Here is a 21,691-nt window from a genome sequence, read left to right on the forward strand (position 1 = left end):
ATGATGCGTGGCTAGACCCGACATACGAGTCACGTCCGCCGTAATCGGTCTCGCCCTCGCCGCTACCACGCTCTTCGGCGTTGCGCCTGCGATGGCTGCCGACACGGTGGTGCTGTCGAAGGGACACACCGATGCCATTGACGTGCGTTATGAGGGCGGCGCACTGAAGCTGAAGGTCAAGGACGACACGGTGAGCCCTGCTGTGGTCCGCGACCCGGCCGACGTGACCTTCCAGGTGCTACCCGCGGCCGAGACGACGGTGCCGGATCTCCCGGCGTTCTCGTTCCTCGGCGCTCCGGGCAGCAAGATCTGGATGCTGCCGCAGGTCCAGGATGCGAACCTGCTGTGGCCGGGCTGGAACACCGGCCAACTGGACGCCGGTGTCTTCGCCGGCGACAAGGTGAGCCTCAGCCTGGTCGGTGTGGACGGTCCCGGTGACGTGACGCTGTTCGACACCAACTCGCTGGGCACACCGAACATCAAGTTCCGCAGCAACGACGGGCTGCCCGACCGCCTGGACGTGCCGGTGCACACCCACGCGCACGCCGGCTGGGTGTTCTCCGCGACCGGTGCGTACACGCTGAAGTTCCAGGCCGACGCCACGCTGACCAACGGCACCAAGGTCAGCACCGGGCCGGTCGACCACCGGTTCGTGGTCGGTGACCTCCAGTCCGGTGGCGGCGATCTCAGCCTGGGCATCTCCGGCATGAACGAGGGCGAGTACCAGCCCGGCGACGCTGTCACGCTGCAGGCCGTCCAGTCCCCGCAGGGGCCGCTGACGAAGTACCAGTGGTTCAGCAAGAAGCCTGCCGAGGACGGCTTCACGGCGATCGAGGGCGAAACCGGCGCGTCGTACGGCTTCACCGCGACGCGCGCCCTCAACGGCACCCAGTACGTCGTCAAGCTCTACGACGGCGAGAAAGCCGTGGCAACCTCTACCGAGGTCTGGCTGTGGGTGGCCTTCCCGCCCGAGGGCAGCAGCACCGCCAAGACGGTGACCGCCACCATCAAGGCATCCGAGGGCGCTCTCGTGATCAGCGTCGATCCCGAGGATCGGGCCGTCGCTCTGCCGGCGGCCGAGCTCTCCGCAGCCGGTGACCGCTGGGAGAGCAGCGGCGCGCTCAAGCCGGTGAAGGTGACCGACACCCGCGCGGCCCAGCCCGGCTGGACCGCGTCCGGCCAGGTCGCTGACGGATTCCGCACCGACGACGGCAAGACGTTCACCGGTGGCTACCTCGGCTGGACGCCCAGCATCACGTCGCAGGGCAACCAGCAGGGCGTGGTGGCCGGGCCGGTGTCGCACCCGTACGGGACCGTCCAGCCCCACACCGGTCTCGGCGGCAGCGCGGTGCTCGCGTCGGCGCCGAACGGCAAGGGCCTGGGCACCGCCGAACTCGACGCGGCGCTGAAACTCAGCGTCCCGACCGACACGGCGGCCGGCACCTACATCGGCACCCTCACCCTGACCGCCATCTGATGACGTCGCGGGGCGACTCGGGATCCCCTCCCCGGACCGCCCCGCGACCTCGGTCACGAAGTGAAAGACCCCTCATGCGTACCCGCGCCATCACGGCCGTCCTGGCCGTAGCCGCCCTCCTGAGCCCCGCGCCCGCCCAGGCCGCGCCCGCGAGCGACTCCCTGACGTGGTCGGTCGCGCCGTCCGGGCCGAAAGGTCCGAACGGGCGCCCGGCGCTCGACTACAAACTCGACCCAGGCGCCACCGTGACGGATCGCGTCGCGGTCACCAATCACTCGGAGCGACCGCTCACCCTCCGGCTCTACGCCCACGACGCCTTCACCACTGCCGGCGGCGGCTTCGATCTGCGCGCCGGCGATGACGCGCCCACCGACGCCGGAAGCTGGATCAAGCTGGCGCAGTCCACGATCACGCTGCCGTCGTCGTCGCGCGTCGTGGTGCCGTTCACGGTGTCCGTGCCGGCCGACGCCACCCCCGGCGACCACGGGGGCGGGGTGGTGGCCTCGCTGGTCGCCGCGACCACGGACAGCGCGGGCAACCAGGTCTCCGTCGATCACCGAGTCGGCACCCGCGTCTACCTGCGGATCACCGGGCCGCTGCGGCCCGCCCTCAGCATCACCGACATGAGGATCGGGACCGCGTCGTCGTGGAATCCGCTGTCGCTGCCGCGCGTCACGGCCGCCTTCACCATTTCCAACACCGGCAACGTACGCCTCGGCGGCACCCCGTCGGTCCGGATCGAAGGGCCGTTCGGCATCGGCGGCCGCACCGCCACGGCTGAGCCGATCCCGGAGATCCTGCCCGGCGGCTCGGTGACCACCACCGTCGCGCTGGATTCCGTGCCACCACTGTTCCGCGAGAGGCTGACCGCCGGCATCCTGCCGGTTCCCGCCGACGGCCGCGCCATCGATCCCGCACCAGGCCGCGCGACATCCCAGCACACCCTCTGGCTGATGCCGTGGCCACAGCTGATCATCGTCGCGGCCGCCGCGGCACTCCTGCTCGCCTGGCTGTTCGCCCGCCGCCGGCGCCGCCACCGCGTGCGGGCGGCCCTGGTCGCCGCTGAACAACGCGGCCGCGAGCAGGCAAGCGCAACCCTGGAGAAGGAAGGAACCTCATGACCCGCAGGAGAAGGCTCGACCTGCGCAGGACCGTCGCCGTTGCCACCACCTCCCTGGCGATGACACTTGTCGGGGGCACTCCGGCTGTCGCGGCTACGCCGGCCGACGGCGCCGACCTGCTGGCGCTCTCCGTGGAGTCCGGCGATCTGCGCATGAGCTTTCGCAGCCTCGGACAGACCGGCACGGATCCGCAGTCGGTGCGCTTCACCGCCTCCGGTTCACCGGTCGGCGTCGTCCCCGACGATCCGGCCTTCGCCTTCCTCGGCAAGCCCGGCGCGCCGGTGTGGTCACTGCAGGAGGGCTCACCGTTCTCCACCTTCGACACCACCGCGATCACCGACGGCGAGCTGGCCCTCGATCTGGCATCGGTCGACGGTCCCGGCTCCTTCGCCGCCTACACGCTCTCGGAGTGGGGACGGCCCACCCTGCTGCTCGACAGCGACGGCCGAAAGGGCACCCGGCTGGCGGCCGGGCAGCGACTGGGCGGCGTGGTCTGGCTGTTCGACGCCGCCGGCGAGTACCGCGTGACACTGCGGGCGACGGCACGCATCGGCGCCCGGACGTTGCGGGACGAAGCCGTCTACAGCGTCTCCGTGCCCGTCCAGACGCGGGCCCTGACGCCGCAGCGAACAACACCGGCGGAACAGGCCGCTCCGGCCGTCACCAAGACCGCCGGGACCACCAAGGCCGCCGACGTCGCGGCAGCGCCGAAGGTCACGGCAGCGGCCGGCGGCAAGAAGGTGATCTCGGATGGTCACGTCGACATGGGACCCCAGCTGTCCGGCGGCGCCCTCGCGATCAAGATCAAGGACGACTCGACCACTCCTGCGACCTGGCGTGAACTGGCGGACGTCACGCTCAAGGTGACCGAGAAGGCGGTGATCGACGTTCCGTCCGGCGCGGGTTACGCCTTCCTCGGCAAGGCCGGCGACAAGGTATATCTGCTACCGCAGTCGCAGCAGTCCGGCATCGTCTGGCCCGGTTGGAACACCCAGCACGAGTCGGTGGTGAAAGGCACCAAGGGCGACGTCACCTGGCGGCTCAAGCAGGTCAGCGGACCCGGCGACTTCAAGCTCTTCCTCACCGGCTCGTTCGGCACGCCCGAGGTCGTCTTCGACTCCGCCAAGACACTGCCGCAGCAGCTCAGGATCGCGCCCAACACCCACGCGCACGGCAATTGGGCTTTCACCGAAGCCGGGCTCTACAAGCTCACGGTGGACATGACCGCAACCACAACGGCCGGCAAAAGCGTGTCCGACACCAAGACGCTGACCCTCGCCGTGGGTGACTCGACGGACACCGGCGACGGCAAGGACAGCACTGGGGACGGCAAGGACGGCTCCGGTGACGGCAAGGAGGGCTCCGGCGACGGGGGCGGCAGCGGGGGCACCGGCAGTGGAGACGGCGCCAGTACCGGCGACGACTCGGGTGACGGCCGCCTCGCCAAGACCGGCATGAACGTCGTGTCGATCGCCGGAGGCGGCGTCGCGTTGCTCGTGGCCGGAGCGGTCACCGTTGTGCTCGCTCGCCGCCGCCGCGGCGAGACGGACCACGTGTCCACCCCAGAGCCTTCCTAACGACAATGAAAACCAATATCGTTTACGTCGACCCGGCCGCCCCTGAGCCGGACTCGTCTCAAGGAGCTCGCCTTGCGTAAACCGTTCCGCCTCCTGATCGGCAGCGGCGTCCTCGCCGCCGCCCTGCTCGGCCCGGCCGTGCCTGCCCAGGCCGCCGGCGCCGTGGTGCTCAGCTCCGGCCACGTCGACATCGTCGACCTCGCCTACGAAGACGGCGCCCTGGAGATCGGCGTCCACGACGAGACCGTCGAACCCGACGTCGAGCGGGAGGTCGACGACGTCGTCTTCCTCGTCAAGAACGCCGCCAGGACCACCGTCCCGGACAACCCGGCTTTCGCCTTCCTCGGCACCGCCGGCAAGCCGACGTGGATCCTTCCCGAGATCCAGAACGAGGAGTTGCTCTGGCCCGGCATCGCCACCGAGGAGGTCGAGGCCGGCATCTTCGCCGGCGACACGGTCTCGCTCGCGGTGCAGAAAGTGACCGGTCCCGGCCGTCTCGCGCTCTTCACCGAGGACGCGGTCGGCACCCCGAACGTGCTGGTCAACAGCGCCGACGGCCTGCCCGACACGCTGAACCTGGACGCCGGCTCGCATCAGCACGCCAGCTGGGCGTTCTCCAAGGCCGGGGTGTACCTCATCAAGATCCGCGCCACCGGCACCCTCACCGACGGCACCACGGTCACCTCCGACCCGGCCGTCTACAAGGTGGTGGTCAAGCCGTGAAGCGCCTCCTGACCGCGGCCGCACTTTCCGCCGCACTGGTCGTCGCGGCCGGCTCCCCCGCCTACGCTGCCACCACCCTGACCAGCGGCCATGTCGACGTCCTCGACGTCGACTACACCGCTCCGGGCACCCTGACCCTGAACGTCGGCGACCAGACCGGCGGCACCCTGATGGAACGCGACCCCGCCGACGTGGTCTTCCAGGTGCCGGCAGCCGCCAAGATCACCGTCCCGGCCGGCACCGCGTGGTCATTCCTCGGCACCACGGGCGGCACCGCCTGGGTGCTCCCGCAAGGCAACACCAGCGGTCTGCTCTGGCCCGGATGGAACACCGCGGACATCCCGTCCGGCGTCTTCCAGGCGAACTCGGTGACGTTCCGGCTGAACAGCTTCACCGGCCCCGGCCACGTCAGCGTCTACACGGTCGCCTCCGGCACGCCGACCCGGCTGTTCGACTCCAGCGACGGGTTGCCGGACACCCGGGCCGTCGCCTACCACGCGCACACCCACGCCAACTGGGCCTTCACCAAGGCCGGCACCTACACCGTCAACTACGAGGTGACCGGCAAGCTGCTCGCCACCGGAGCGACCGTCACCACCGGCACGAGGGCGTTCACCTTCACCGTCCTGCCGTAAACGAGGCGGGTCCGCTCCACCGGAATTGGAGCGGACCCGCCGCCCCACCGTACCCGGAGACCGATGAAACGCCTGCTCGCCGCCACGTTACTGCTCGGTGCCGTGGCCGGTTGCGCGCCGCCACCCGCCCTGTCCGACACCGACGGCCGTGTCCAGGTGGTCACCACCACCGGCATCCTCGCCGACCTGGTGCGCAACGTCGGCGGCGGCCGGGTCCTGGTCGACTCGATCGTGCCCGACAACGCCGACGCGCACGCCTACGAGCCGACCCTGCGCGACGTGCGCAACATCGTCTACGCCGACGTGGCGTTCAGCAACTACCTGTTGCTCGAAGCCCAGAGCGTGATCAAGACGATGGACGCGAACCTGCCCGACGGGGTCCGGCAGATCTCCCTGGCCGAAGGCGCCACCAAGTACGCCGCCGAGATCATCCCGCTCGTCGAGGACGTCTCCCTGGACACCATCTGGCTCGGCCTGCGCGCCAGGGGCGACGGCACCGCGCACGGTGTCACCCGCTCCTCCGACGTCCGGCTCTCGGCGACCCGCATCGACGGTCCCGGCCGGCTGTCCGCCTATCTGACCGAGTCGTTCGGCAATCCCGACACCGCGTTCGACTCCGGCGACGGCCTGGACCCTGCCAACGGCTACCGCGACGACACCATGACCCTTCCGCCGGATGCGCACACCCACATGAGCTGGGCGTTCACCGAACCCGGCATCTACCGTCTCACGCTGCGCGCCGAACTCGCCGTGTCCGCGGACAGCAGGCCCGTGCCGATGGGCGAGCAGACGTTCACCTTCGCCGTGGGCGTCGACCCGCACACCGTGCCGGGGATGAGCGGGGCGCTGGTGCTGCGCGACGGCCACACCGATGTCACGGCGGACATCGACACGGGCCGGCTGTACCTGTACACCGACGGGGAGGGTGGCACCGAGCAGAAGCGGCACGATCCCGCCCGTACCGTGATCGAGGTCCCGGCCAAGGCCCTCAAGGAGGTGCCCGCCGGGCCCGGATTCCGGTTCCTCGGCCGGCCGGGCACGCGGATCTACCAGCTGCCACAGGCAGTGCTCGGCCGGCATGTGCACGGCGAGATCGATCCGCACCTGTGGCAGGACGTCGGCAACGCGCAGTCCTACGTGGAGCTGATCCGGGACAGCCTGATCGCCGCCGACCCCGCCGGCACCGCTGACTACCGTGCCAACACCGACCGTTACCTGGGCGAGCTGAGCGCGCTCGACGCGTACGTCAGGGCCCAGGTCGAGGCCATTCCGGCGGCGAACCGGCACCTGGTCACCACACACGACGCCTTCGCCTATCTGGCCAAGGCCTACGGCATCCCGGTCGCGGGTTTCGTCACCCCCAACCCGGCGGTCGAACCGAGCCTCGCCGACCGGCGCCGTCTCACCGAGACACTGCGCAACCTGCACATCAAGGCAGTCTTCCTGGAACCCAACCTGCGCTCCCGCTCGTCCACGCTCGTCGAAGTCGCCAAGCAGCAGGACGTGCGGGTCTGCGACATCTACGGCGACGCCTTCGACGACCGTGTCACCGACTACATCACGATGATGCGCTTCAACGCCGACTCCCTCCGCTCCTGCCTCTCCTGAACCACCCGAGGACGAACCTTGATCAAATCTCTGCTCGCCCTGCTTCTCGTGGCGGCACCGAGCCCGGCACCCGACCTCGACCAGTCACTCGACCCCGGCCAGTCCCAGGCATCCGGCCGCGCGGTGCTGGAGACCGGCCACGTCGACATCGGCCCGCGTCTGCGTGACGGCGAGTGGACCGTCCAGATCCACGACGACCACGCCGTACCGTCGGTGTGGCGTGAACCGGCCGACACGGTCCTGCGCATTCGCGACACCGCCCGGCAGCCGGTTCCCGACGACGAGGCCTACGCCTTCCTCGGCGAGCAACCCGGCGCCGAGGTGCACGTCGTGCCGCAGACCGAGAAGCAGGGCGTCGTCTGGATCGGCTGGAACACCCAGGACCCCGGCGTTCTCGGCGCGATCAGCCGCGGCGTGACGATGAACCTGCGCGGCGTCCAAGGGCCCGGCAACGTCACGATCTTCCTGCAGTCGGGCAACCTCGGCGCCCCGCAGGTGCTGTGGAGCTCCGCCAAGCCGTACCCGCAGCCGATGTGGGTGGAGACGAACACGCACACCCACGCCAACTGGGTCTTCGGCAAACCCGGCACCTACCTGCTCGCCGTCGACGTCACCGCCGACCTTGCCGACGGCTCCACCGCCACCGCGAGCACGATCCTGCGCCTCGCCGTCGGCGACACCACCGACCCCGACGACGCCTTCGGCGCCGCTTTCACCGCGCCCCTGCCGGCCGCTTCCGGGTCCGCCCTCGCCCAGGCCACCGAACGCTCCTCCGGTACGGGCAACGCGCTGATCTATGTCGCCGCAGCCGTCGGGTTGGCCGTACTGATCCTGGCCCTGCTCGTGCTCCGGCAGTCCGCCGTGCGCCGCCGCGCCGAACAGGAACCGGGGCGATGACCGCCGCCTTGCAGATGACCGGGGTCGCCGCGGACCTCGGTGGGCGGCCGGTGCTGCGCGACGTCGACCTGCGCCTGGATGCCGGCGAGTTCACCGCCCTGCTCGGCCCGAACGGCGCCGGCAAGACCACCCTCATGCGCGCCGCCCTCGGCCTGGTGCCCTTGCGTGGCGGCACGGTCAGCACCGGCAGCGCCGGGTACGTCCCGCAACGCCACGAGTTCACCTGGGACTTCCCCGCCAGCGTGCAGGACGCCGTGCTCAGCGGCCTGGTCCGCCGGATCGGGCTGTTCCGCCGCCCGAAGGTCGCCCACTGGCAGTCGGTGTGGGCAGCCCTCGACCAGGTGAAGCTGGGCGACCTGCGGAAACGCCCGGTCGGAGAGTTGTCCGGCGGTCAGCGGCAACGGGTGCTCGTTGCCCGGGCGCTGGTTCTGGAACCGTCGGTGCTGCTGCTCGACGAGCCGTTCACCGGTCTCGACATGCCGGCCCAGGAGACGCTGACCGACCTGTTCACCGAGATCGCCCGGGAACGCGCGGTGCTCATGGCCACCCACGATCTGACCGCGGCGGCGTACACCTGTGATCGTTTGATCTTGCTCAATCGCACCGTCATCGCCGCCGGCCCGCCCGCGGATCTGAAAGATCCGGAGATCTGGATGCGGACGTTCGACGTCGGTCCCGGCAGCCACCTGCTCAAAGCCCTCGATCTCGTGGGAGCCTGACGTGTCACCGTGGCAGTTCCTCGCCGACCTGACCAATCCCGACCTGGCCTTCCTGCCCAAGGCCCTGACCATCGCCGTGCTGTCGGCAATCATGTGCGGGGTCGTCGGGTGTTACGTCGTGCTGCGGGGCATGGCGTTCATCGGCGACGCCGTCGCCCACGCCGTCTTCCCCGGCCTGGCCATCGCGTTCCTGTTCTCCGGCAGCCTGGTTCTCGGCGGCACCATCGCCGGCATCGTCACCGCCCTGCTGGTGACGGTCTTCGCGCAGAACCGGCGGCTCAAGGAGGACTCCGTGATCGGGATCTTCTTCGTCGCCGCCTTCGCTCTCGGCATCGTGATCATCTCCCGGGCGCCGGGCTACGCGGGTTCGCTGCAACAGTTCCTGTTCGGCTCGATCACCGGCATCCCCGACCGTGACCTCTACGTGGTCGGCGGCACCACCATCGCCGTACTGCTGACCGTGTTCCTGCTGCACAAGGAGTTCGTCGCCGTCACTTTGGACCGGGAGATGGCCCGGGCGCTGGGCCTGCGCGTCTTCTGGCTCGACCTCATGCTTTACGTGCTGGTCACCCTGGCCGTGGTGATGGCCGTGCAGACCATCGGCAACATCCTCGTCCTGGCCCTGCTGGTCACCCCGGCAGCCACCGCCCGGCTGCTCACCGACCGGTTGCCCGCCATGATGGCACTCGCGCCTGCCATCGGCGCCGGCTGCGCCCTCATCGGGCTCTACCTGTCCTGGTCCTGGGACCTCCCCGTCGGCGGCACCATCGTGCTCACCCTGACCGGGGCCTTCCTGCTCGCCCATCTGCTGGCGCCACGGCACGGACTGGTCGCCCGGCTCGCCACCTGACATCCGTCTTTCGCTTCACACGCCCGGCCACGTCCGGGCGTGCCACCGCCATGCCCATTTTCGAGAAGGACAGAGGCAGTGCACATACGATCACGGCCACGCCGCAGGGCTGCGGCCCTGGCATTGGTCACCGTCGCGACAGCCGCCGTGCTGGCTCCGGCGACGACCGCGACCGCGGCCGAAGGGCCCGCCCCGCAACCACAGGAAAACCGGATCATCGCCGGGGTCCACACCGACGCCGTGTCCACGTTCCTCGACGACGGCCGGCTCGCCCTGGCGTCGAAGGCCGACGTGGCCGAGGGCAACGGGACCCGGTTCACCGCCGACGACATCCGGTTCCACCTGGCCGACGATGCCAAAGCCACCGTGCCGGCCGGCTACGAGTTCATCGCCCCGGCCGGCAGCCAGGTATGGATCGCCCCCGAGTCCAACCCGGGAACGGGCCGGTTGTGGCCGGGATTCTCCACCGAATCGGTGCCCACCGGCGCGATCGACGACAACCAGACCACCTTCACCCTGACCGGCGCCGAGGGACCCGGCAGCCTCGAACTGTTCACCGCCGGCGGTTTCGGCGGCGCCAAGCGCCTGTGGTCCTCCGACGACGACGGCTTGACCGCGTTCACCGTCGGCCGCACCCACATGCACGCCAACTGGGCGTTCACCGACGCCGGCACCTACCGCATCGGCGTCCAGGCCGCGGTCACCGTGGCCGGCCGGCGGCAGACCGCGGCCGCCACCTACACCTTCGTCGTCGGCGGGCTACCCGCCGCGACCGGCACGAGCACCGCACTGGCCGCCGGCGCCACCAGCGTGGTAGCCGGTGACACCGTGCAGCTCGACGCGACGGTCACACCGGCCGGCGCGCAGGGCTGGGTCGAGTTCCTCGACGGCGGCACCGTGCTCGGGCACACCGCCGTGACCGGCGGAAAAGCGCGCTTCGAGGTGGCCACGCTGCCGCTGGGCAGACGGTCGGTCAGCGCGCGGTTCGTGCCGCACGTGCTCAACCAATACACCCGGTCCGCCTCGGATCCGGTGAACGTCACGGTCACCGAACAGGCCGGCGGCGACGTCTTCGCCATCACCGGCCTCGCCGACAGCTATCGCGCCGGCGAGCAGATCGACCTGCGGTTCACCGGCGTCACCCTCGGCGACGGCCACCAGCCGATCTGGATCATCCGCCCCAGCGGGCAGACCACCGAGTACTACGCCGTCGCCGGCGACCGGTACACCCGGGACGCCACCGTCGCCCTCGACGGCGCGGACATCAAGGTGCGGATCCTCGACGCGCGCAACAAACTCGTGCAGGACAGCGAATACCGGCGCCTGAACGTGGCGGGGCCCGACACCGGCACGGGCGAGCCGGTCACGGTCACCGGCGTTCGCGACAGTTACCACATGGGCGACCCGGTGCGCGTCGTGGTCGAGCACCGCGCGCTGGCTCCCGGTGAGAGGGCCCGGTGGCTCATCCGGAACTTCCCCGGCGGCGTCGCGTGGGAAGAGGTAGGCGAATGGGCGTTACCCAAGACGGTTCCGGGCAGCCCGGGAACGCATCTGATCGACGCGCAGTGGGTCAATCAGAACGAGTGGGCGTACGAGATCGTTGCCGCCGACGGCACCGTAGTGGGCCGCTCCCCCGCCATCACCGCGAAGATCATCGACCGGGAGCTGCAGCTCTCCGGTCTTCGTACCGTCTACCGGGCCGGTGACACGATCAAGGCCGCGTCCGAGCTCTACCCCGCACGGGACCGCCTCGCCTACGAGTGGGGCATCGCCTCCGACCAGTGGACCCCCATCCCCGGCGCCACCTCCTCCTCGATCGAACTGCCGGTCACCCCGGACCTCGACGGCACGAGCCTGTACCTGACCGTGACCGATGCCGACACCGGCTACTTCGTCGCCAGCGCCCAGCATGAACTGCGGGTCACCGACGCCGCGCCCGGCGAGCAACTGCTGTTCCTCGACTCGCTGTCCGGCCACTACCACCAGGGCAGCACGATCCGCCTGCACGCCTTCGGCGACCCGGTCGCCAGTGACACCGACACCTATCGGTGGCTGTGGAAGCGGCCCGACCAGTCCGCATACGTGGTGCTGGGCAAGATCACGACGTCGAGCCACGAGCTCCGCGCCGAGCAGGCCCTCGACGGCACGCAGGTCAAGGCCGAGCTGCGTACGGCCGGCGGTGCACTTCTGGCCACCAGCGAGCCGGCGACCGTCCACGTGGACGACCACGGTGCGGCCCCGCAGCAGAAGGTGACCGTCGACGGGCTGGCCGACGGCTACCGGGTCGGTGACGAGGTCACGCTTACCGCAACGGTGGCGCCCACGTCGGTGCTGACCCGCTGGGAGTGGTATGTCCAGAAGCCCGGCGCGGAGGCACCGCAGCTGGTGGTCGGCCAGAACGGCGCGCAGCTGTCGCTGGCCGCCGCCGCCGAGTACGACGGTGCCGGTGTCTTCGCCCGCTTGACCTTCGACGACGGCCGCAAGTACGTCGAGTCCACCCCCGCAGTGCTGCACATCACCGGCGCCGGCGAACCCGGCGGCCCGGCGCTGTCCGTGTCGGGCATGTCCGACGGCGAATACCAGCCCGGCGACGCCGTCACCTTGCAGGCCGTCCAGTCGCCGCAAGGCCCGCTCAGCGCGTACCGGTGGTTCGCCAAACGGACCGGTGAAGACAACTTCACGCCCGTCGAGGGCGAGACCGGCGCCGCTTACTCCTTCACCGCCACCCGGGAACTGAACGGCACGCAGTACCTGGTCAAGCTCTACGACGGGCAGACGGTGGCCGCCGTCAGCGCACCGGTCACGGTGCAGGTCGCGGCCGGACAACAGGTCGGTGACGCGTCGAAGACGGTGACCGCGACCATCAGCGACACCGAAGGCGCGCTCGTCATCAGCGTCGACGCCGCCGACCGGGCCGTCACCCTGCCGGCGGCCGCGCTGAACAGCAGCGGCGACCGCTGGGAGAGCACCGGCACACTGAAACCCGTGACCGTCACCGACACCCGCTCCGGTCAGCCCGGCTGGACGGCGTCCGGACAGGTCGCCGACGGGTTCCGCACCGCCGACGGGAAGACCTTCGCAGGCGGTTACCTCGGCTGGGCGCCCACCGTCGTCGACCAGGGCGAAACCCAGGGCGTGGTCGCCGGACCCATCGCGCTCCCCTACGTGACCGGGCAGACCGGGACCGGCCTCGGCGACAGCGCGGTGCTGGCGACAGCGCCGGGCGGGGCCGGGCGGGGCACCGCCCGGCTCGACGCCGAGCTGACCCTGAGCGTGCCGACCGACACCGCGGCCGGCACCTACACGGGCACTCTCACCCTGACCGCCATCTGAGGAACAGCGCGGTGAGCGGCCGAATGTCCGGGCCGCTCACCGCGTGCTCGTCCGTCCGTTCCGCCACGATCCCGACAGCACGGCACACCCGCACTCTTCACACCTCTTCACCGAGCTTCACAATTTCTTCGCACGTAGCTTGCGAGGTGTGAAGCTCGGTGATGAGATGAGCCCATGAGCGCCGAAAGCGTCAGGGAAGCCCTCGCCACGTTGCGTCGGATGGGCGGCGAACCGACACGAATCGAGGCGAAACGTGCCGCAGGCGGGTTACCCAAGGCGGTGCGCGAGACACTGTCCGCCTTCTCGAACACCGATGGCGGGACGATCTTGCTCGGCGTAGACGAAGCGAGCGGCTTCAGCGTGGTCGAGCTCACCGATCCCAGCTCCCTCCGTGATGCGCTGGTGCAGATGTCACGAGACGACATCACGCCCCCTCTGCAGATCAGCACCGAGATCGTCGAGGTCGAGGACCGGCTGGTGGTCGTGGCCGAGGTCCCCCCGATGTCAGCGGACAGGCGCCCCGTCTACGTCACCACGCAAGGAATCTCCGGCGGTTCCTACCTACGCGGAGGAGACGGCGATCGGCACATGACCGAGGCTGAGATCGCCCTCGTCATGGCAGCCCGGACTCAACCGGTCTACGACCGCGAAGTCATCGACGAAACCTCCGTACAGGACCTGGACGAGGAGGCATGGCGGCGCACCTTGCGACGGGTTCGGGCCGGGTTCCCCAAACTCGCACAGTCCGACGACGCAACGGTCCTCTTCCGCCTGGGCATCACCGCCGGGCGTTCCGCGGACGCCCCGCTGACACTGGCGGGGCTGCTGGCCTTCGGCCAGTTTCCACAGCAGTTCTTTCCCCAGCTGATGGTCTCGGTCGTCGTACACAGTCCGGACCCCAGCTCCGGAACGCGTTTCCTCGACAATCAGACAGTCCGTGGCCCCATCCCCGAGATGGTCGAGACGACACTGGCCATGCTTCGCCGCAACCTCGCGGTCCGCGCCGTCATCAGTGAGTACGGCTCACGCGTGGACGAAGTCGAGTACCCCTTGGAAGCGGTGCGTGAGGCGGTCGTCAACGCCCTGATGCACCGTGACTACAGCCCGGTGACCAGAGGCACCCAAGTACAGATCGAGCTGTTCCCCGATCGTCTCGTCGTCCGCAGCCCCGGCGGGCTCTACGGCGGAGTCGTTGTCGATGAGCTCGGCGAGGAGGGCATCTCGTCGTCTCGGAACGCGGTACTGAGCAGTCTTCTCGCAGACACCTACCTCCCGTCATCAAACGAACTCGTGGCGGAAAACAGGTCCTCGGGCATCCCCGCGATGCTGGCCGTGGCCCGGCGCCGAGGACTCCCCCGGCCGAGCTTTCGCAGCTCGATCGCCAGCTTCGTGGTCACCATGGCCCGGTCTGAACTCCTCAGCCCCGAAGTCCGCGGCTGGATCTCCCGGCTCGGAGCCCACCTGCCCACACAGGCACACCACCTCGCTCTCGCCATGCTGCGCGACGACTACCTGACCAACGAGATGCTCCGGCAGTGGGGAGTGGACCGCGTAGCAGCCGGCCAAGTCCTCCGCGACCTCGTCGATCAAGGACTGGCAGTGAAGGAGGGCGGCAGACGCTATGCACGGTACGTCCTCGACCCCGCAGCCGCAGGCCAGCCACGTACTCCCGATCTCTTCTCGGCACTTTCGCCTCAGTCGCCGCCCGACGTCGCCGAAGCGCTCAAGGCACGTGGAGAAGCGACAGCAGGCGAACTCGTAGAAATGACCGGGCTGTCCCGTAATACCGTCTTGAACCATCTCCGCGCTCTGGCCAAAACCCAGACCATCGAGGTTGTAGGACCTACCCAGAGCCCCAAACGTCGCTACCGATGGGTTGCGCCATAAAGACACCCTGGATCTCGTCGCTCTGTCGCACCGATTGCCTGCCGCGTTCCCGTTGTCGCGTCCTTGTACTCCACGCGGTAGGTGCGGCTCAGTAGGTCGTGCACGAGCAACTCGTCGAGGCAGAGCGATGGGTCTCGTCATTGCGGCTGCGCGGACGGCCGCGGAGGGATCGAGGAAGGCTATTCTATGAGCCACTCGTAGATGACAAAACGGGGCTGACTCCGAAGAGTCAACCCCGCTCTGACCTGCTAAAATCCGCTTTCCCTAACCCTTGAGAAGCTGCCGCGCCATCACGATGCGCTGGACCTGATTGGTGCCTTCGTAGATCTGGGTGATCTTCGCGTCGCGCATCATGCGCTCCACCGGGTAGTCGCGGGTGTAGCCGTAGCCGCCCAGGATCTGGACCGCGTCGGTGGTGATCTCCATGGCGGCGTCCGAGGCGAAGCACTTCGCCGCCGCGCCGAAGTAGGTGAGGTCGGCGTCGCCGCGTTCGCTCTTGCCGGCCGCAGCGTAGGTCAGCTGGCGCGCCGCCTCGAGCTTCATGCCCATGTCGGCGAGCATGAACTGCAGGCCCTGGAAGTCGGCGATGGGCTTGCCGAACTGCTTGCGCTCCTTGGCGTAGCCGAGCGCGAAGTCGAGGGCGCCCTGCGCGATGCCGATGGCCTGCGCGGCGATGGTGACCCGGGTGTGGTCGAGGGTCTTCATCGCGGTGGCGAAACCGGTGCCTTCCGCGCCGATCATGCGGTCGGCGGGGATGCGTACGTTGTCGAAGTAGACCTCGCGGGTTGGCGAGCCCTTGATGCCGAGCTTCTTCTCGGGGGCGCCGAAGCTGACGCCCTCGTCGGACTTCTCGACGACGAACGCGGAGATGCCGCGTGAGCGGGCGGACGGGTCGGTGACCGCGAAGACCGTGTAGAACTCGGAGACGCCGGCGTTGGTGATCCAGCGCTTGACGCCGTTGAGCACGTAGTGGTCGCCGTCGCGGACCGCGCGAGTGGTCATCGAGGCGGCGTCGGAGCCGGCCTCGGGCTCGGAGAGGCAGTAGGAGAACATGCCTTCGCCGCGCGCGACCGGGGTCAGGTACTTGCGCTTCAGCTCTTCGGACGCCGACAGGATCAGCGGCATCGTGCCGAGCTTGTTGACCGCCGGAATCAGCGAGGAGGAGGCGCAGGCGCGGGCCACTTCCTCGATCACGATGGCGGTGGCGAGGGCGTCCGCGCCGGCACCGCCGTACTCGGCGGGGATGTGCGGCGCGTGGAAGTCGGAGGAGCGCAGCGCCTCGTAGGACGCCTTGGGGAATTCGCCGGTCTCGTCCGCCTCGGCGGCGTGCGGAGCGACCCGGGCGTCACAGACCTCACGCACGGCGGCGCGAATGGTCTCGTGGTCCTCCGGCAACCGGTATGCGTCGAAATCAGACATGACCTTAACCTTCCCTAAGCGGTCCCGAGGTCATGTTACCGGCGCGTAGCGCAGTCGTGGCAACAGTGGCAAGTGTGCGGAATCTCCTGCCGGGGAAGGACCCGCAGGGGAACTGCCGGGTTGCGAACCGTTTCCACAGATCTCCACCCGGTTGAGACTGTTCTAATGAGGTGTCCGACCGGCATGCTCTAGTTACACCGAGGAGTCGAGGAGGTCCTGTGGCGCAGGGTGACGAGTCCAGTTACGCCGACGATCTGGCTCGTATCGACGCCTCCATCGCGGAACTGAAGATTCGTGACATGCAGGCCGCGTCCGAGCGGACGAAGATCGCCAGCAAGATCCAGGCGGCTCAGTTCCAACGCGACATCCTGGCGCACGCGCAGAAGGCCAAGGGCACCAAGAGCAGGCGGACCACGCGGCGGCGACCACCCGGCGACGGCGACTTCCCGCCGCCGCCACCACCCGGCTCCCCGGCCGCCGACGAGCCGCCACCACCTGCCCGGGGCGCCAAGCGCAGCAGCACCGCGACCACCTCCGCGGCCGCGCCGCCGCCGGCGAGCGGCCCGGACGCCCCGCCGCGGAGCACACCGAGAGCGACGCCGAAAGCCGCGGCCGGGTCGGTGCCCGACTGGGCCGAGCCGGGCACCCGGCACACCGGTCCGCCCGGCGTCGCCACCGACGGCGTCACGCTCCTGGTCGACGACCCGCCGCCGACCGAGCGGGTGCCACCGCGGACCCGCCCGCGCCGGCAGCCGCCCCCACCGGAGCACCCGCCGGAGGCGTCCACCCAGTCGGTGCAGAACATCCTGCTCGGCCTGGGGGCGCTGCTGCTCGGCGTGGCCGCGGTGGTCTTCGCCGGTGTCGCGGTCGAGAACCCGTTCGCGCGTACGCTGATCCTCGCTCTCGCCACCGGCATCGCCCTCACCGTCGCGCCCGGCATCGCCCGCCGCGGGCTCACCTCGACCGGGGAGAGCATCGCGGCGGTCGGGCTGATCCTGCTGCCGATGACGCTGTTCGCGCTGCACGGCAGCTCGCTGGCCGGCGGCTCGGACGTCCCGGTCGCGCTCTACCTGGGCATCACGTTCGCGATCACGGCGGTGGCCGGCTTCCTCTACGCCGGTGTCACGCGGCTCGCCGCACCGCGGTACGCCACGGTCATCGCCACCCAGCCGGTGGCGCCGCTCCTGGCGTACCCCTTGATCCAGAGCCCGGCCGGTTGGGGCCTGGCCCTGACCGCCGTGGCCGTGCTCGACCTCCTGCTTCTCACCACCGTGATCCGCACCGGCCGGTTGGTGCCGCGCTGGCCGGTCGGCCGGCCCCTGCCCGCCGACCGCGAGTCGCTGGCCGAGGCGGACGCCGACGCCGAGCGGTTCGCCCGCCGGCCGGGTGCGCCCGATCCCGCCGACCCGGCGGCCTACGCGGCGGACGCGCCGCCCCGCCCGGAGTCGCGGCCGGAGGAGCCGGATCTCATCATCTCCGGGCTGAGCCGGCCGCGCCGGCGCTGGTTGCCCACCCGGATCTTCCCGGGTCCGCGTCCGGCCGGCGCCCCGGCGGCCGGTTCGGTGCCGCTCGCCCCGCCCGCCACCCCGCCGTCCGCCGACTGGTTGCGGGAGCTGACGTTCGCGCTGCTCTGCCTGGCGTGCACGGGCGCCCTGCTCTACTCCTCGGTGGCCCTGCTGCAGGCGCAGGTGGTCGGTGACGCGCTGCGGTCCGGCCTGGTGCTGGTCGCGGCCGCGCTCACCGCGGTGGCCGCCGCCCGGCTGCTCAAGAACCCGCTCGCCATGAACATCGCCGGCGCCGTGCTGACCCTCGCGGTGATCGGCACGGCGGCCCGCCTCGCCGACGTGGTGTCGCCGCCCTGGACGCTCGTCGTCGCCGCCGCGACCGTGGCCGTCACCGGCGCGGTCGTCGGCCTGCTGGCCGAGCCGATCCGCCGCGGCCCGCAGTACGCGTCCACCGGCGCCCTGACCGTGATCGGCGTGATCGTCTCGATCGACGCGCTGCGTGCCGCGTTCGCCCCGGTCGCCGCGGCCCGCCCGGTCTGGAACGCCGACACCGCCACCTACTCCCAGCAGCTCGCCGAGGCCGTCGGCCCGTCCGGCTGGCTGCTGGCGTTCAGTGCCCTGCTGATGACGATCGCGGCCGCGCTGGCCCTGCCGTCGAGCATCCGGCACGAGGGCGCGGTCGCCGGCATCGCACTGACCGCCCTCGCCGTGCCGGCCTCGCTGGGTCTGCCCTGGTCGGAGGCGCCGTGGCCGCTCGTGCTGGCGTCCATCGGCCTGGGCGCGGCAGGCCTCTGGGCCGGCACCCGGCGGATCGCGCTGGCGCACGTCATCGCGGCCGGTGTGGTCGGCCTGTTCGGCGCCGCCGCCTCGCTGAGCGCCTCCTGGCTGACCGCCGCGGTGCTGACCGCCATCGCCGGCGCCGGCGTGATGGTGGCGATCGCCGCGCGGCAGATCCCGGTCCGGCTCTTCGCCTGGCTGGTCGGTGACTGGGCGTCCGGCGGGGCCGCCCTCGCGCTGCCCGGTGCCGCGGTCACCGCCGCCCTGGCGGTCACCGACACCGGTGGCGGCCCGCCGCCGACCGGGCAGGCCACCGTCCCGGCCCTGGCCGCCGGTTTCCTCGCGGTCGCCGGCACGCTCAGCTACGCGGCCGTGTTCCAGGTGGCCCGGCGCGAGATCAGCCTGCCGCTGACCCTCGGCACCGGCCTCGGCGCGGTCGCGATGGCGATGGCCGCGCTCTTCGCACCCGGCGCGGCCGCACCCGACCTGTGGGTGGGCGCGCTGCTGCTGGGCGCGGCCGGCCTGCTCTTCTTCGCCAAGTCGATCGACGAGCGCGGCCGCAACGACCGGCTGCTGGACGGGCCGGACATCGCCGCCGCGGCCGCGACAGTGGCGATCTGCGGCGCGCTGTCCCGGGTTGCCGCGCTCGCCTTCCCGGAGGCGCCGCTCGCCGTGGCCGGCGTGGTGGTGCTGCTGGTCGGGCTCGGCATCACCGTGCTGCCGGAGGACTGGAAACGCGGGCCGTCCCGGGGTCTCGGCATCGCCGCCCTGGTGGTCGGCCTGATCGCCGGCGCCCAGGCGCTCGTCGGCGGGCTGCGGATCCTCTCCGCGCCGGGGCCGATCTGGGCCGCCGACCTCAGCCGGTACGCCTCCGACCCGCCCGCAGGCGCCTGGCAGGCGCCGTTCGCCCTGGTCATGATCGCCATCACGGCCGCGATCGCGATGCCCAAGCCGTGGGCGCACTACGCCTCCGGCCTGGCCGCCGCCCTCGCCACCGTCGGCGCGCCGTACGCGTTCGGCATGCCCTGGTGGGCGCCGCTGCTCGTGGGCGGGGCGGTCGCCATCGCGTACGGTCTCGCCGCCGTCGCCGCGTCCTCCCCCGCCGCCGCCCGGGCCCGCGCCGCGGTCGCCGCCGCGGTGCTGCTGCACGCCGTCGCCACCTGCCTGGTCCGGCCCTGGGCGACCGCGCTCGGGCTGCTGCTCGTGGTGCTGCTGGGTGTGCTGGTCGCGGTGACCGCGCGGCTGCGGACGAACGCCGAGGACGCCGAGACCCTCCCCCGCCACCGCGCTCAGATCGGCGGCGCGGCCACCGGCGCGATCCTGCTGGCCCTGCCCGGTGTGTTCGCCGCGGCCGCCGCCGACCAGGGGTACGACCTGCAGGTGGTGCTGACCGCCGCGCTCGCCGCGTCGAGCATCGGACTGGCCGTGCTGGCCGCCCTCGGCAGGTACATCCCGCAATACCTGCCCTGGGCCACCATCGGCCTCGTCCTGGGCGCGACGATCACCGCGATCACCTCGGTGCCGACCGACTACCCGACGGCGCTGTACGCCGCGGCGGCGGCCCTGCTGGGTGTCCTCGCCGAGTTGCTGCGCGGCGCCACCCCGGCACCCGTGGCGCCGGTCTCGCCGCTCGACGACCGGACAGCGCCGCGTTACACCCGGGTCCGGCGCGGCACCCTGCGGGCGTCCGGGCTGACCGCCGGTGGGCTGGGTGAGCGCTGGCTGGCCGACCCGGCGACCGGTGCGGTGTGGCTGGCACTGCTGCCCACCCTGCTGGCGCTCTTCTCGCTGGCCCCGGCTCTGCGCGCCGCCCTGATCGACCCGCTGAAGCAGGTCAACACGATCTGGGAGGGCCCGATCCCGGCGCTGGCCATGCCGGACGCCGGCACCGTGGACGCCACCAGCGCCCTGGCCGCGGTGCTGCTCACCGGGGCCGCGGCCCTTGCCGCGCTCGGTTTCGGCGGCAAGGCGTCGGAGACCGTGCCGGTGATCCTGCCCGGGGTCGCGCTGACCCTGCTGATCACCCCGATCGCGCTGCACGCCGGGTTCCCGGCGGCTTCCGGCGCGGCGCTCGTCGTCTTCACCATCTCGATGCTCGGGCTGGCGCTCACCCCGCCGCCGGCCGCGACGCGGGCGCCGCTGCTGCGGACCACCCGCTACATCGTCTTCGTGGTGGGCCTGCTGGCCGGGGGCGCCGGGCTGGCCGGCAGCCTCGCCGAGGAGCCGCTGACCCTGTTCACACTGGGCAGCGCGATCGGTGTCGGCCTGGTCGCCGCGATCGGCGGCCGGAGCCAGATGGCCCGCATCCTCGGCTGGCTCTTCGCCGCGCTGATGGGTCAGATGTTCGTGCTGACGGTGGCGATCTCCGCGGGCCTGGCCCGGCAGTGGGCGGCCTTCGGGGTTCTCGCGGTCGGCGCGGTGCTGCTCTCCCTGGAGGCGGCGCTGCCCCGGCTGGGCCTGCCGCAGTACCGTGCCGAGGCCGTCACGGTCGAGTGGTGCGGTTACGCCTCCGCGCTCATCGCCGGTGTGCTGGCCTTCGACTCCCCCGCGCACCTGGCCGCCCTGCTCGCGGCGTTCGGCGCAGTGCTGGGCCTGACCGCGTCCCGGCCGGACCGCACACCGCAGCAGCGGCGCACGCTGTTCTGGGTCGCGGTCGGTTTCGAGATCGTCGGCTGGTGGCTGTTCATCGCACTGGCCGAGGTGGCCGTGCCGGAGGCGTACACGTTGCCGTTCGCCGCGCTGGCCCTGGCGGTCGGTGTGGTGGAGGCGCACCAGCGGCCGGACCTGAGCAGCTGGGCGGCGTACGGTCCGGCGCTCATCGCCGCGTTCGTCCCGACCATGGGGATCGTGCTCGCCGACAGTGGTGGCGACAGTGGCGGCGACACCCGCCCGGTGCTGCTGCTCCTCGGCGCGGTGACGACGCTGATCCTCGGTTCCCGGTCGCAGCAGCAGGCGCCCGTGGTGATCGGTTCGGTCGCGACCGTCTTCACCGCGCTGTGGTTCGTGTTCAACCTGGTCGGGCCGTGGCTGGTGCTCGTGCCGGTCGGCGTGGTGCTGCTTCTGCTCGGCGCCACCAGCGAGAACCGGCGGCGCACCCAGGAGCTGCGCAGCGTCCTGTCCAAGATGCGCTGAAGCCGGGTCGGCTTCTCGGTTCGGGGCGGCC

Annotated in this window: 12 protein-coding genes and 2 pseudogenes; 13 read left to right on the plus strand and 1 reads right to left on the minus strand. The window is 71.0% G+C overall.

All coding sequences use genetic code 11. The annotated features are described in order from the left end of the window. Nucleotides 1-91 precede the first annotated feature (91 nt). The 12 genes and pseudogenes from LPA41_RS19200 (at nucleotide 92) to LPA41_RS19255 (ending at nucleotide 14,827) form a co-directional block, all read left to right on the plus strand. Nucleotides 92-1,477, plus strand: coding sequence for a choice-of-anchor M domain-containing protein (locus LPA41_RS19200; RefSeq protein ID WP_229072125.1), 1,386 nt, complete (start codon nucleotides 92-94; stop codon nucleotides 1,475-1,477). A gap of 74 nt (nucleotides 1,478-1,551) precedes the next feature. Then, a complete protein-coding gene (locus LPA41_RS19205) occupies nucleotides 1,552-2,598 on the plus strand; it encodes a WxL protein peptidoglycan domain-containing protein (RefSeq protein WP_229072011.1) in 1,047 nt (348 codons plus the stop codon). Beyond that, nucleotides 2,595-4,175, plus strand: a complete 1,581-nt coding sequence (locus LPA41_RS19210; protein ID WP_229072012.1) for a TIGR03773 family transporter-associated surface protein — start codon at nucleotides 2,595-2,597, stop codon at nucleotides 4,173-4,175. The genes LPA41_RS19205 and LPA41_RS19210 overlap by 4 nt, the downstream gene beginning before the upstream one ends. A 72-nt stretch (nucleotides 4,176-4,247) precedes the next feature. Continuing rightward, nucleotides 4,248-4,898: a choice-of-anchor M domain-containing protein gene (locus LPA41_RS19215; RefSeq protein ID WP_229072013.1), complete on the plus strand. Its 651-nt coding sequence runs from the start codon at nucleotides 4,248-4,250 to the stop codon at nucleotides 4,896-4,898. Next, nucleotides 4,895-5,533: a choice-of-anchor M domain-containing protein gene (locus LPA41_RS19220; protein WP_229072014.1), complete on the plus strand. Its 639-nt coding sequence runs from the start codon at nucleotides 4,895-4,897 to the stop codon at nucleotides 5,531-5,533. The genes LPA41_RS19215 and LPA41_RS19220 overlap by 4 nt, the downstream gene beginning before the upstream one ends. 63 nt (nucleotides 5,534-5,596) lie before the next feature. Beyond that, nucleotides 5,597-7,141 (plus strand): anchored repeat ABC transporter, substrate-binding protein, encoded by a 1,545-nt coding sequence (locus tag LPA41_RS19225; RefSeq protein ID WP_229072015.1) that lies wholly within the window; start codon nucleotides 5,597-5,599, stop codon nucleotides 7,139-7,141. An 18-nt stretch (nucleotides 7,142-7,159) separates the two neighbouring features. Further along, on the plus strand, nucleotides 7,160-8,038 hold the full coding sequence (locus LPA41_RS19230; protein WP_229072016.1) for a choice-of-anchor M domain-containing protein: 879 nt from the start codon (nucleotides 7,160-7,162) through the stop codon (nucleotides 8,036-8,038). Next, complete coding sequence (locus tag LPA41_RS19235) at nucleotides 8,035-8,757, plus strand: anchored repeat-type ABC transporter ATP-binding subunit (RefSeq protein ID WP_229072017.1); 723 nt, start codon at nucleotides 8,035-8,037, stop codon at nucleotides 8,755-8,757. Before LPA41_RS19230 ends, LPA41_RS19235 begins: the two co-directional genes overlap by 4 nt. 1 nt (nucleotide 8,758) lies before the next feature. Further along, the gene (locus tag LPA41_RS19240; RefSeq protein WP_229072018.1) at nucleotides 8,759-9,607 is read left to right on the plus strand and encodes an anchored repeat-type ABC transporter permease subunit; all 849 of its coding nucleotides are present in this window, start codon (nucleotides 8,759-8,761) and stop codon (nucleotides 9,605-9,607) included. A 147-nt stretch (nucleotides 9,608-9,754) separates the two neighbouring features. After that, nucleotides 9,755-10,645 (plus strand): annotated as a pseudogene (locus LPA41_RS19245) (choice-of-anchor M domain-containing protein); the annotation flags it as partial. 1,476 nt (nucleotides 10,646-12,121) lie between these two features. Further along, a pseudogene (locus LPA41_RS19250) lies at nucleotides 12,122-12,940 on the plus strand (hypothetical protein); the annotation flags it as partial. Nucleotides 12,941-13,114: 174 nt separating this feature from the next. Further along, on the plus strand, nucleotides 13,115-14,827 hold the full coding sequence (locus LPA41_RS19255) for an ATP-binding protein (protein WP_229072019.1): 1,713 nt from the start codon (nucleotides 13,115-13,117) through the stop codon (nucleotides 14,825-14,827). A 264-nt stretch (nucleotides 14,828-15,091) separates the two neighbouring features. Here the strand turns inward: LPA41_RS19255 and LPA41_RS19260 are convergent, their stop codons facing one another. Continuing rightward, nucleotides 15,092-16,246, minus strand: coding sequence for an acyl-CoA dehydrogenase family protein (locus LPA41_RS19260; RefSeq protein WP_229072020.1), 1,155 nt, complete (start codon nucleotides 16,244-16,246; stop codon nucleotides 15,092-15,094). A 218-nt stretch (nucleotides 16,247-16,464) separates the two neighbouring features. On the opposite strand from LPA41_RS19260, the gene LPA41_RS19265 reads away from it, so the two are divergent. Beyond that, on the plus strand, nucleotides 16,465-21,660 hold the full coding sequence (locus tag LPA41_RS19265; RefSeq protein WP_229072021.1) for an SCO7613 C-terminal domain-containing membrane protein: 5,196 nt from the start codon (nucleotides 16,465-16,467) through the stop codon (nucleotides 21,658-21,660). The last annotated feature ends 31 nt before the right edge of the window (nucleotides 21,661-21,691 follow it).

It is taken from the genome of Actinoplanes sp. DH11 (genome assembly GCF_020873875.1).
Taxonomy (GTDB): Bacteria; Actinomycetota; Actinomycetes; order Mycobacteriales; family Micromonosporaceae; genus Actinoplanes.

Bases quoted from the DNA above. Each gene is read 5' to 3' on its own strand.
- LPA41_RS19200 (WP_229072125.1), top strand. From the start codon at position 92: ATGGCTGCCGACACGGTGGTGCTGTCGAAGGGACACACCGATGCCATT.
- LPA41_RS19205 (WP_229072011.1), top strand. From the start codon at position 1,552: ATGCGTACCCGCGCCATCACGGCCGTCCTGGCCGTAGCCGCCCTCCTG.
- LPA41_RS19210 (WP_229072012.1), top strand. From the start codon at position 2,595: ATGACCCGCAGGAGAAGGCTCGACCTGCGCAGGACCGTCGCCGTTGCC.
- LPA41_RS19225 (WP_229072015.1), top strand. From the start codon at position 5,597: ATGAAACGCCTGCTCGCCGCCACGTTACTGCTCGGTGCCGTGGCCGGT.
- LPA41_RS19235 (WP_229072017.1), top strand. From the start codon at position 8,035: ATGACCGCCGCCTTGCAGATGACCGGGGTCGCCGCGGACCTCGGTGGG.
- LPA41_RS19255 (WP_229072019.1), top strand. From the start codon at position 13,115: ATGAGCGCCGAAAGCGTCAGGGAAGCCCTCGCCACGTTGCGTCGGATG.
- LPA41_RS19260 (WP_229072020.1), bottom strand. From the start codon at position 16,246: ATGTCTGATTTCGACGCATACCGGTTGCCGGAGGACCACGAGACCATT.